General features: G+C 67.1%; 11 protein-coding genes. 10 read left to right on the top strand and 1 reads right to left on the bottom strand.

The window, feature by feature from the left end:
- Nucleotides 1-78, top strand: a 78-nt coding sequence (locus tag WDC87_RS20915) for an IS3 family transposase (RefSeq protein WP_336331321.1), incomplete at its 5' end; no start/stop codon positions are given.
- A gap of 191 nt (nt 79-269) precedes the next feature.
- Here the strand turns inward: WDC87_RS20915 and WDC87_RS20910 are convergent.
- Nucleotides 270-2333 (bottom strand): 3-hydroxyacyl-CoA dehydrogenase NAD-binding domain-containing protein, encoded by a 2064-nt coding sequence (locus WDC87_RS20910; protein WP_088497398.1) that lies wholly within the window; start codon nt 2331-2333, stop codon nt 270-272.
- Nucleotides 2334-2568: 235 nt separating this feature from the next.
- On the opposite strand from WDC87_RS20910, the gene rpoE reads away from it, so the two are divergent.
- The 9 genes from rpoE (at nt 2569) to recO (ending at nt 11221) form a co-directional block, all read left to right on the top strand.
- Nucleotides 2569-3189: an RNA polymerase sigma factor RpoE gene (gene rpoE / locus WDC87_RS20905; RefSeq protein WP_005418256.1), complete on the top strand. Its 621-nt coding sequence runs from the start codon at nt 2569-2571 to the stop codon at nt 3187-3189.
- Nucleotides 3186-4067, top strand: a complete 882-nt coding sequence (locus WDC87_RS20900; protein ID WP_188240748.1) for a sigma-E factor negative regulatory protein — start codon at nt 3186-3188, stop codon at nt 4065-4067. The genes rpoE and WDC87_RS20900 overlap by 4 nt, the downstream gene beginning before the upstream one ends.
- Nucleotides 4068-4141: 74 nt before the next feature.
- Nucleotides 4142-5674, top strand: a complete 1533-nt coding sequence (locus WDC87_RS20895; RefSeq protein WP_111008361.1) for a DegQ family serine endoprotease — start codon at nt 4142-4144, stop codon at nt 5672-5674.
- Nucleotides 5675-5856: 182 nt separating this feature from the next.
- Nucleotides 5857-7650 carry a translation elongation factor 4 gene (lepA, locus tag WDC87_RS20890; protein WP_005418237.1) on the top strand — a complete coding sequence of 598 codons (1794 nt, stop codon included), beginning with the start codon at nt 5857-5859 and terminating at the stop codon, nt 7648-7650.
- 54 nt (nt 7651-7704) lie between these two features.
- On the top strand, nt 7705-8499 hold the full coding sequence (lepB, locus tag WDC87_RS20885) for a signal peptidase I (RefSeq protein ID WP_005418234.1): 795 nt from the start codon (nt 7705-7707) through the stop codon (nt 8497-8499).
- A 37-nt stretch (nt 8500-8536) separates the two neighbouring features.
- Complete coding sequence (locus tag WDC87_RS20880) at nt 8537-8920, top strand: DUF4845 domain-containing protein (protein ID WP_014038086.1); 384 nt, start codon at nt 8537-8539, stop codon at nt 8918-8920.
- Complete coding sequence (gene rnc, locus WDC87_RS20875) at nt 8910-9590, top strand: ribonuclease III (protein ID WP_005418230.1); 681 nt, start codon at nt 8910-8912, stop codon at nt 9588-9590. Before WDC87_RS20880 ends, rnc begins: the two co-directional genes overlap by 11 nt.
- Nucleotides 9587-10483, top strand: a complete 897-nt coding sequence (gene era / locus WDC87_RS20870) for a GTPase Era (RefSeq protein WP_005410599.1) — start codon at nt 9587-9589, stop codon at nt 10481-10483. Before rnc ends, era begins: the two co-directional genes overlap by 4 nt.
- A gap of 18 nt (nt 10484-10501) precedes the next feature.
- A complete protein-coding gene (recO, locus tag WDC87_RS20865; RefSeq protein WP_049447075.1) occupies nt 10502-11221 on the top strand; it encodes a DNA repair protein RecO in 720 nt (239 codons plus the stop codon).
- Nucleotides 11222-11312 lie beyond the last annotated feature (91 nt).

Raw genomic sequence — 11312 nt, 5'->3', positions numbered from 1 at the left:
AACCAAGAGCGAATCAGATTGAAATTGAAGGGGCTAAGCCCGGTAAAGTACCGGGAACAGGCCCAAGCAGCCGCCTGACCCCACCGTCCAAGTCTCGGGGGTCACTTCAAGGATGGGTTTACGGCGTCCCCGCAACCCGACACCGCCCCGCCCAGCAAACAGAAAAGCCAGAGCCGGCTGTTGCTCCGGCTCCGGTTCTGGCTCCGGCTCTGGCTTTTGCTTCGGCGGTTGCCTCTGCGGGTGCCGGGCCGCAGGCCCGGCCGATGAACTCAGACCACTGGTTCGCGCAGGGCGGGGTTGTCCCAGCCCGGGCGCGGGGCGAAACGGTCGCCGTGGCGCTGCTGCAGCGCCTTCAACCGCTCGACGATCGCATCGGCACCGACCGCACGGATGTGCTGGATCGGACCGCCGCGGAACGGGGCGAAACCGGTGCCGAAGATCACGCCGGCATCCAGCAGGTCCGCATCGGCCACCACGCCTTCGTGCAGGCACGCCACTGCCTCGTTCAACAGCGGCAGGATCAGGCGGTCTTCCAGGTCGGCCGGGGCCTGGTAGTCGCTGGCCACGTCCGGCTTCTTCGGCTTGCCGTTTTCCCAGGTGTAGATGCCCTGGCCATCCTTCTTGCCACGCTTGTCCGGTTCCACCGTCTGCAGCGCGGCCGGAATCTGCAGGCCCAGGAACGGCGCCAGTTCGCGGCCGACACCGGCGGCCACGTCCAGGCCGACGGTATCGATCAGTTCGATCGGACCCATCGGCATGCCGAACTTCACTGCGGCCTTGTCGATCACCGGGCCCGGGATGCCTTCGGCGTACGCGGTGGCGGCTTCCAGCATGTACGGGAACAGCACGCGGTTGACCAGGAAGCCCGGACTGCCGGCCACCGGCACCGGGAACTTGCCCAGCGCCTTGCAGAGCGCGGCCAGGCGGCGCTCGGTCTCCGGCGCCATGCCATCGTGGTGGATGATTTCCACCAGCGGCATCTGTGCTACCGGGTTGAAGTAGTGCAGGCCGGCGAACTGCGCCGGGCGCTGGATGTGATCGCGCAGTTCCACCAGTGGAATCGACGAGGTATTGGTGGTCAGCAGGGCGTCCTGCTTCATCTTCGGTTCCAGCGTCTGGTACAGCGCACGCTTGGCTTCCGGGTTCTCGATGATCGCCTCGATCACCAGATCCGCTTCGGCAACCCCATTGCCTTCCAGGTCGGCACGCAGGCGTGCGGCCACGGCGGGGCGCTTGCTTTCGTCGCGCACCTTCTTGGCAAACAGCGCCTGCGCGCGTTCCATGGCCGGGTCGATGAAGCGCTGCTCGCGGTCCTGCAGGGTCACCTCGAAGCCCTTGTAAGCGGCCCACGCGGCGATGTCGCCGCCCATCACGCCGGCGCCGACCACGTGCACGTGACGGATGCCGGAATCACCACTGCCCAGGCCCTTCAGTCGCTCGGTGAGGAAGAAGATACGGATCAGGTTGCGCGCGGTCGGTGTACTGGCCAGCTTCACCACGGCGCGCCGCTCGGCGTCCAGGCGGGCCTGGATCGGCTTGCCGCCACTGCGTTGCCAGGTGCTGATCAGCGCGTACGGCGCCGGGTAATGGTCCTTCTTCGCCTTGCGTGCGACCTGCTTGACCATCTGCGGCGCCAGCAGCCTGCGTGCCAGCCAGGTGTTGGTGGCCCATGCCGTCGCGCGCTGCTTGAACGGGCGGGTGGTACCGGACAGCGCCAGCGCGACGGCGGTGTCGAGCACCACCGCTGGCGCCACCACCTTGTCGACCAGGCCGATGCCACGCGCGGCCGAGGCCGACAGGGTGCGGCCGGTCAGCATCATGTCCATCGCCGCCGGCGCGCCCACCAACTGCGGCAGGCGGGCGCTGCCGCCCCAGCCCGGGAAGATGCCCAGCTGGGTTTCCGGCAGGCCGATGCGGGTGCTGCTGTCATTGGACGCCACGCGGTAGCGGCAGGCCAGCGCCAGTTCGGTGCCGCCGCCCAGGCAGTGGCCGTGGATCGCCGCAACGGTGGGGCAGGGCAGCTCGGCCAGCTTCTGATAGGTCGCCTGGCCACGACGGATCGCGTCGTTGACAGTGCCGCGACGGTCGAATTCCTGGAACTCCTTCAGGTCGGCACCGGCAATGAAGCCGGCCTTCTTCAGCGACTGGACCACCACGCCCTTGGGCGGGTCCAGCGCGATGCGCTCAAGCAGGTCGCCCAGCTCCAGCAGCACGTCCTGCGACATCGCGTTGACGCTGCTGTCCTGACGATCCAGGGAGAGAACCACCACGCCGTCGTCGCGGATCTCGGGGTGCCAGTGGCTGAAGCGGAGACCATCGAAGCCTGAGAGCATGGACGTTCCATCCGGTTGTGTATGGAGAAGCGGCTATGATCCAGAGGTTGTTTCCCTCGCGTCAAATCCCAATAGCAGGGGAGTGGCGCCCCCGGATCCATGGCCGTGGACCGGGACGCTAACGGAACGGTGGTTAAAAGCTGGTGCGGCGCCAGGTGATCGGCGACTGAACTTTTCCCGGGATTGGCAGTCTCATTGCCCGACGTCGGTTGGGCTGACAGGAGTGCGGCCCCTCATGGCCGAGGTTGATACACCACAGGAGTTGGATCTGGAACTGGTCCGGCGCGTGCAGCACGGCGAGAGTGCCGCCTTCGATGTCCTGGTGCGCAAGTACCAGCATCGGGTGGTGGCCCTGGTCGGTCGCTACATCGCCGACTGGAGCGAATGTCAGGACGTCGCCCAGGACACTTTCATCCGTGCCTACCGCGCGATCGGGAGTTTCCGTGGCGATGCCCAGTTCTCAACCTGGTTGCATCGAATCGCCGTGAATACCGCCAAAAACTACCTGGCTTCACACAATCGACGGCCGCCGACCGATGACATCGACATCGGCGATGCCGAACAGTTCGACAGTGGTACGCGCCTGCGTGACACCGACACGCCCGAACGCGAGTTGATGCGCCAGGAGCTGGAACAGACGGTGATGAAGGCCGTCAACGCGCTGCCGGAAGAACTCCGGTCAGCGATCACCCTGCGCGAGGTGGAAGGCCTGAGCTACGAGGATATCGCGCAGAAGATGGGGTGCCCGATCGGCACGGTGCGTTCACGGATCTTCCGGGCGCGCGAGGCGATCGACACCGAACTCCGGCCGCTGCTGGACATCGGCAGCGCCACCCGTGAGAAGAGCCGCGTATGACCAGTAACCCGTTCAACGAATCGCAGAACCATCAATCGCCCGCCGGGCAGCGCCTGGACCAGCGCCATCGCGAGCAGCTGTCGGCCCTGGTCGATGGCGAGCTGGGCGCCGATGAAGCGCGCTTCCTGCTGCGCCGGATGGAGCACGACCCCGAGCTGGCCGGCTGCCAGGAACGCTGGCAGCTGCTGGGCGACGTGATGCGCGGACAGGCGTCGGCGCTGGCGCCGGCCGGCTTCCGTGCCGCCGTGGCTGCCGCCATCGCGGCCGAGCCGGCGCCACAGGCCGAGCCGCGTCGCCAGGTACGTCGCAGTGGCTGGCGGGCCTGGGGCGGCGGCGCCGCCCTGGCCGCGTCGGTGGCCGCCGTCGCGCTGTTCATCGGCGGCGAGAAACTGAAGGAGGCCACGCCGGGTGAACCGCTGGCGCCGCAGGTGATCGCCAGCCAGGCGGAACTGCCGCCGGCGCCAACCGCGCCGGCCCCGGTGACCGAAGCATCGGTGGATACCGCCGCGATGGCCGTGGCGGCGGCGCCGGCTGTGGCGATGGCTGCCACCAGCCGTCGCCAGGACGCCCGCCGCGCCAGTGCAACCCGCAGCCAGCAGGCCGCGCGTGCCGCCCAGCGCGATGACGCTCCGCAGCGCGCCATCGCCGCCGTGCAGGCACCGCTGGCTCCGACCGTACCGGCCAACGCCAACCACAACCTGCCGTTTGGTGAGGTCGGTGGGCTGCAGGCCCGGCCATGGCCGCGCTCCAGCCTGGCGCCCGCCGCCGGTGGTGCGCTCAATGCCAGCTTCCCGGCCCATGCCGGTGGTGCCGCGTTCTACCCGTTCGAGCCGCGCCTGCAGGACGACCTGCCGGTGCCGCCGCGCCCGCGCGACTGAGCCGGGCGCCTTCACGCCCCGCCGTCGGCGGGGCCCGTATTCCTCTTTCCACCCGATCCGGAGGTTGCCGTCCGATGACTCCCCGACTCCGCACGCAGGCCATTGGCCTGCTGGCCCTGACCCTTCCCCTGGTGGCCTGCGCACAGGCGCCGGCGCCTGCCGCGCAGACCCAGCCTGCGCCGGCCGCGGCGCCGCGGGCGCCTGCACAACCGCTGGTCAGTGGCTTGCCTGACTTCACCAACCTGGTCGAACAGGTCGGCCCGGGCGTGGTCAACGTCGACACCACCATCGTCCGCAACAACCGCCAGGCCTCGCGCGGCCCGATGGGCGACGATGACATGCCGGAGTTCTTCCGCCGCTTCTTCGGCCCTGACTTCCCGATGCCGGGGCAGGGGCCGGGTGGGCAGGATGGCGGTCCCAGCATCAAGGGGCGTGGCATGGGATCGGGCTTCATCATCTCGCCCGATGGCTATGTACTGACCAACTACCACGTGGTGGCCGACGCCAGCGAAGTGAAGGTCAAGCTGGGCGACAGCCGCGAGTTCACCGCCAAGGTGGTGGGCAGCGACCAGCAGTACGACGTGGCCCTGCTCAAGATCGATGGCAAGAACCTGCCCACCGTGCGCGTGGGCGATTCCAACACCCTGAAGCCCGGTCAATGGGTTGTCGCGATCGGCTCGCCGTTCGGCCTCGACCATTCCGTTACCGCCGGCGTGGTCAGCGCCGTTGGTCGCAGTACGGGGGGGCCGGACCAGCGCTACGTGCCATTTATCCAGACCGACGTGGCGATCAACCAGGGCAATTCCGGTGGGCCGCTGCTGAACACCCGCGGCGAAGTGGTCGGCATCAACTCGCAGATCTTCTCGGCCTCCGGCGGCTACATGGGCATCAGCTTCGCGATCCCGATCGACCTGGCGATGAGCGCGGTCGAGCAGATCAAGAAGAGCGGCAAGGTCACCCGCGGCCAGCTCGGCGCGGTGGTCGAACCGATCGATTCGCTGAAGGCGCAGGGACTGGGCCTGCCGGACAGCCGCGGCGCGCTGGTCAACCAGATCGTGGCCGGCAGTGCGGCCGCCAAGGCCGGCGTGCAGGTGGGCGATGTCATCCGCTCGGTCAACGGCAGCGCGGTCAACAGCTGGTCCGACCTGCCGCCGCTGATCGGTGCGATGGCGCCGGGCAGCAAGGTGAACCTGGTGGTTTACCGCGACGGCAAGCCGCATGAGCTCAGTGCCACGCTGACCGCACTGAGCGAGGACGGGCAGGCCAATGCCCGCGGGCCGTCGGCTGGCGGTGGCGAGGCGGCTCCGCAGACCGGTGCCAACGCCCTGCTGGGGCTGGACGTCAGCGACCTGAACGCGGCCCAGCGCAAGCAGTTGGGGCTCAACGGCAATGAAGGCGTGCGCATCACCGGGGTCAAGGGCCAGGCGGCACGCGATGCCGGCCTGTCGCCGGGCATGGTGATCCTGCAGGTCGGCCGCACTGCGGTCGGCAGCGTGGATGCCCTGAACCGGGCATTGTCCAGCTTCAAGAAGGACGACGTGGTGATGCTGCTGGTCCGCACGGCCAACGGCAACAGCGCCTTCGTGGCGGTGAAGGCCGGCCAGTAAGGCTCCTGCCGGGGCCGCTTCGGCGGCGCCGACGCGGCCCCCGAAGCCCCGCCCCGGCGGGGCTTCGGCCGTTCTGGCCCCGGCCCGATGAGGCAGTTTTCGCGGGCGGGCGCCGGGCATGCGATAATCGACCGTTACCCTGACGACGCCGCGCGCCGCCGCCACCTATGTCTTCTGATTCGATGCGGAACATCCGCAACTTCTCCATCATCGCCCATGTCGACCACGGCAAGTCCACGCTGGCCGACCGCATCATCCAGCTCTGTGGTGGCCTGCAGGCCCGCGAGATGGAAGCGCAGGTGCTCGACTCCAATCCCATCGAGCGCGAGCGTGGCATCACGATCAAGGCGCAATCGGTGTCACTGCCGTACCTGGCCAAGGACGGGCAGACCTATCACCTGAACTTCATCGACACCCCCGGCCACGTCGACTTCTCCTATGAAGTCAGCCGCTCGCTGGCCGCCTGCGAAGGCGCGCTGCTGGTGGTCGACGCGGCGCAGGGCGTGGAAGCGCAGTCGGTGGCCAACTGCTATACCGCAGTGGAGCAGGGCCTGGAAGTGGTGCCGGTGATCAACAAGATCGACCTGCCCACCGCCGACATCGAGCGCGCCAAGGCCGAGATCGAGGCCGTGATCGGCATCGACGCCTCCGACGCCGTGCCGGTCAGTGCCAAGACCGGCCTCAACGTGCAGGACGTGCTGGAGGCGATCGTCCATCGCATCCCGCCGCCGGTGCCGCGCGACACCGACAAGCTGCAGGCGCTGATCATCGACTCGTGGTTCGACAACTACCTGGGCGTGGTCTCGCTGGTGCGCGTGATGCAGGGCGAGATCAAGGCCGGTGACAAGCTGCAGGTGATGTCGACCGGCCGCAACCACCAGGTCGACAACGTCGGCGTGTTCACTCCCAAGCGCAAGGTGCTGCCGGCGCTGCGTGCCGGTGAAGTGGGCTGGGTCACCGCCAGCATCAAGGACGTGCATGGTGCGCCGGTCGGCGACACCCTCACCCTGGCCGGCGATCCGGCGCCGAAGCCGCTGCCGGGCTTCCAGGAAATGCAGCCGCGCGTGTTCGCCGGCCTGTTCCCGGTCGATGCCGAGGACTACCCGGACCTGCGCGAAGCGCTGGACAAGCTGCGCCTGAACGATGCCGCGCTGCGTTTTGAGCCGGAAAGCTCCGAAGCGATGGGCTTCGGCTTCCGCTGTGGCTTCCTGGGCATGCTGCACATGGAGATCGTGCAGGAGCGCCTGGAACGCGAATACAACCTGGACCTGATCAGCACCGCGCCGACGGTGGTGTATGAGGTCCTGAAGACCGACGGCTCGGTCATCAACATGGACAACCCGGCCAAGCTGCCGCCGGTGAACCAGGTCGAGGAGATCCGCGAGCCGATCATCCGCGCCAATGTGCTCACTCCCGAGGAATACATCGGCAACATCATCAAGCTGTGCGAAGAAAAGCGCGGCAGCCAGATCGGCATCAACTACCTGGGCAGCCAGGTGCAGATCAGCTACGAGCTGCCGATGGCCGAGGTGGTGCTGGACTTCTTCGACAAGCTCAAGTCGGTCAGCCGTGGCTATGCCTCGCTGGACTACCACTTCGTGCGCTTCGACGCCGGCCCGTTCGTGCGCGTCGACGTGCTGATCAACGGTGACAAGGTCGACGCACTGTCGCTGATCGTGCACCGCAGCCACGCCGACCGCCGTGGCCGCGAGCTGTGCGAGAAGATGAAGGACCTGATCCCCCGGCAGATGTTCGACGTGGCCATCCAGGCCGCCGTCGGCTCGCAGATCATCGCCCGCACCACGGTCAAGGCGATGCGCAAGAACGTGCTGGCCAAGTGCTATGGTGGCGACGTCTCGCGCAAGAAGAAGCTTCTGGAAAAGCAGAAGGAAGGCAAGAAGCGCATGAAGCAGGTCGGCCGCGTGGAGATCCCGCAGGAAGCGTTCCTGGCCGTGCTGCAGATGGACAACAAGTAAGCCCGCACCGGCCTCGCGGGGCCGGTCGTCTGGTGACGTTGCAAAGGACCCTGAATGAAACTGTTTGAGATCCTCCTGGTCGTGCTGACCCTGGCCTCGGGCCTGATCCTGCTCGCCGACAAGCTGTACCTCGCCAAGCGCCGCGCCCAGCGCGCGGGCCTGCTCGACACCGAGCCGGTGCTGGTGGACTACTCGCGTGCATTCTTCCCGGTGCTGGCGATCGTGCTGATCGTGCGCAGTTTCATCGCCGAGCCGTACAAGATCCCGTCCAGCTCGATGATGCCGAACCTGCTGATCGGCGATTTCATCCTGGTCAACAAATTTTCCTACGGCCTGCGCCTGCCGATCAGCAACACCAAGATCGTCCCCTTCGGCGAGCCGTCGCGCGGCGACGTGGTGGTGTTCCACTTCCCCGGCCACAGCGACAACGACCCGGCCAAGGGCGAGAACTTCATCAAGCGCGTGATCGGCGTGCCGGGTGACACCGTGGTCTTCGAAGGCGACGGCGTGATCCTCAATGGCGAACCGCTGAAGTACGACAACAAGGGCATCTATGCCGGCCACAAGGGCCAGGGCGAGGGCGCCAACCTGCTGGTCGAGCACCTGCCGGGCCGTACCCATACCGTGCTGGAGACCGACTATCCGCGTGGCCAGGGCCAGTGGACCGTACCGGCCGGCAAGTACCTGGTGATGGGCGACAATCGTGACAACAGCGACGATGGCCGCTTCTGGGGCCTGCTGCCGGAAGAAAACCTGCGCGGCAAGGCCTTCCTGATCTGGCTGAACTGCCAGGGCTGGTTCTGCAAGGATGGCTTCGAGCCGTCGCGGATCGGCTCGAGCATCAACTGAGTACCTTCACATCCAACGCGTATCTGGGGAGAACGCAATGAAGACGATGAACACGCAGCGTGGCATGACCCTGACCTCGTTCCTGGCGGTCCTGATCGTGGTGGGTTTCTTCCTTTACATCGGCATGAAGCTGTTCCCGATGTACCAGGAGTATTACGCGGTGCGCTCGGCGATGAAGAGCCTGGCCAAGGAGCCGGGCGTGGGCAGCATGGAGCCGGCCCGGATCCAGGATCTGTTCTTCAAGCGCCTGTACATCAATTACTCGGAAAACGTGAAGCCGGCCAACGTGAAGTTCGACCGTCGCGACAATGGCTGGACCCTCAAGGTCAACTACGAAGTGCGCCGTCCGCTGGTCGGCAACCTGGACGTGGTTGGCAAATTCGATTCATCCCAGGACCTGACTCGAAGCGGTGCCGAATAAACCTTTCCAACGTGGTGACCTGATCGGTCATCCCTTCCGCGACCCGGCGCTGCTCAAGCAGGCGCTGACGCATCGTAGCGCCGGTGCGCCACACAACGAGCGCCTGGAATTCCTGGGCGACAGCATCGTCAACATGATGGCGGCCGAGGCGTTGTACCGACGCTGGCCCAAGGCTGACGAGGGCGCGATGACCCGTGCCCGCGCCGAACTGGTGCGTGAGGGCGCGCTGGCGGTGATTGGACGTAGCCTGGAACTGGGCGAGCGGCTGATCCTGGGCCCGGGCGAAATGAAGTCCGGTGGCCACCGTCGTGATTCGATCCTGGCCGACGCGGTGGAAGCCGTGGTGGCTGCGATCTACCTGGATGCCGGTTTCGAGGCCTGCCGGGCGGTGGTACTGCCCTGGTTCAGCGCTTCGATCGAGGCACTGCCGGCCTCCGGCCGACCCGAGAAGGACCCCAAGACCCGCCTGCAGGAATGGCTGCAGGCCCGACAGAAGGCGTTGCCGCAGTATGAACTGGTGTCAGAATCCGGTGACGACCACGCCAAGCACTTCCGGGTACGCTGCAACGTAGCCGACCCGGCCGCCAGCACCGAGGGCGAAGGCGCCTCGCGGCGGCTTGCCGAACAACAGGCGGCTGCGGCCGTCCTAGAACAACTGGATTCCAAGTGAGCGAACAAACTCCCCATCATTGCGGCAGCGTGGCCGTCATCGGCCGCCCGAACGTGGGCAAGTCGACCCTGACCAATGCCCTGGTCGGCGCCAAGGTCAGCATCGTCTCCAACCGTCCGCAGACCACGCGTCATCGCCTGCTGGGCATCGCCACCTATCCGGAGGGCCAGCTGGTGCTGGTTGACACCCCCGGACTGCACAAGGTGCAGAAGCGGGCGATGAACCGGGTGATGAATCGCGCCGCGCGTGGCTCGCTGGAAGGCGTCGATGCCGGCCTGCTGGTGATCGAAGCCGGTCGCTGGGATGAAGAGGACAGCCTGGCGTTCAACGTGCTGCGCGACGCCGGCATCCCGGTGGTGCTGGTGGTCAACAAGATCGATCGCCTGAAGGAAAAGGGCGCGTTGCTGCCGTTCCTGCAGCAGGTGACCGAGGGTCGCGACTTCGCCGCCGTGCATCCGATCTCCGCGCAGAAGCGCAACGGCCTGGAAGCGCTGGTGCGCGACGTGCTGAAGCTGCTGCCGGAAGCCCCGCCGATGTTCGGCGAGGATGAGATCACCGACCGCAGCCAGCGTTTCCTGGCCGGTGAACTGGTGCGTGAGCAGCTGATGCGCCAGCTCGGCGAGGAACTACCGTATGCCACCACTGTCGAGATCGAACGCTTCACCGAGGACGGCAACCTGCTGCGCATCGGTGCGGTGATCTGGGTCGAGCGTGAAGGCCAGAAGGCCATCGTGATCGGCAAGGGCGGCGCCCGCCTGAAGGAGATCGGCGCCAAGTCCCGCCTGCAGATGGAGCGTCTGTTCGGGGCCAAGGTGTTCCTGGAAACCTGGGTGCGCGTGCGTGAAGGCTGGTCCGACGACGAGGCCGCGCTGAAGGCCTTCGGTTACGAGTAAGGCGTTGTAGTCGCTTCGATGATGATCGAGGACGACACCGGCTTCGTGCTGCACGCACGGGCCTACCGCGAGACCAGCCTGCTGGTCGAAGTGTTGAGCGCACAGCATGGCCGTATCGGCCTGCTTGCGCGTGGCGTGTCCACTGCCAAGGGCCAGGTGCTGCGCGCCGCCCTGCAGCCGTTGCAGTGGATCCGCTTCAGTGCCCAGCAGCGGGGTGAGTTGGCCCAGCTGCGTGGCGCCGAGGCGCTGGATGCCGCGCCACGCCTGGTCGGGCAGGCGATGCTGGCCGGCTTCTACCTGAGCGAACTGACCCTGCGCCTGGCCCCGCGCCAGGACCCGCTGCCGGAGCTGTACCTCGCCTACGGCGAGGCGCGTGCGCGGCTGGCGGTGGGCGCTGGCCTGGCCTGGACCCTGCGCCGTTTCGAACGCGAGCTGCTGTCTGCGCTGGGCCTGGGTTTCGAGCTGGACAGCGCCAGCGATGGCCAGCCGATCGACCCGGCGGCGCGGTACGAACTGGACCCGCAGGAGGGTGCGCAGCGCCTGTTGAGCGAGCGCGGCGGGGAGCGCCGGGCAGCCGCCACCGGGTCGGCGCTGTTGGCGCTGGCGGCTGACGAAGAGCCGGATGCCGCCGATCTGGCCAGCCTGCGCCTGCCGATGCGGCGGGTGCTGGCCCATCACCTGGGGCCGCGCGGGCTAAAGTCCTGGGAAATGCTCGAGCAGCTGGCGCCCAGGCGTTGAGGGGTGTTCGGCAGGGCTTGCAGCCCTGCACCTGCCGAGGCCAAAGCAACACCAACAGCAACAGCGTGCATTCCGTCGGATGGCGGGGTGG

Source organism: Stenotrophomonas maltophilia group sp. Smal12 (assembly GCF_037079935.1).
GTDB lineage: Bacteria > Pseudomonadota > Gammaproteobacteria > Xanthomonadales > Xanthomonadaceae > Stenotrophomonas > Stenotrophomonas sepilia.
This window is presented reverse-complemented; position numbering and strand designations above follow the sequence as displayed.

Excerpts from the sequence above, each read along its gene's own strand:
- WDC87_RS20910 (WP_088497398.1), bottom strand. The coding sequence starts at position 2,333 with ATGCTCTCAGGCTTCGATGGTCTCCGCTTCAGCCACTGGCACCCCGAG.
- WDC87_RS20895 (WP_111008361.1), top strand. The coding sequence starts at position 4,142 with ATGACTCCCCGACTCCGCACGCAGGCCATTGGCCTGCTGGCCCTGACC.
- WDC87_RS20900 (WP_188240748.1), top strand. The coding sequence starts at position 3,186 with ATGACCAGTAACCCGTTCAACGAATCGCAGAACCATCAATCGCCCGCC.
- recO (WP_049447075.1), top strand. The coding sequence starts at position 10,502 with ATGATGATCGAGGACGACACCGGCTTCGTGCTGCACGCACGGGCCTAC.
- rpoE (WP_005418256.1), top strand. The coding sequence starts at position 2,569 with ATGGCCGAGGTTGATACACCACAGGAGTTGGATCTGGAACTGGTCCGG.
- lepB (WP_005418234.1), top strand. The coding sequence starts at position 7,705 with ATGAAACTGTTTGAGATCCTCCTGGTCGTGCTGACCCTGGCCTCGGGC.
- lepA (WP_005418237.1), top strand. The coding sequence starts at position 5,857 with ATGCGGAACATCCGCAACTTCTCCATCATCGCCCATGTCGACCACGGC.
- WDC87_RS20880 (WP_014038086.1), top strand. The coding sequence starts at position 8,537 with ATGAAGACGATGAACACGCAGCGTGGCATGACCCTGACCTCGTTCCTG.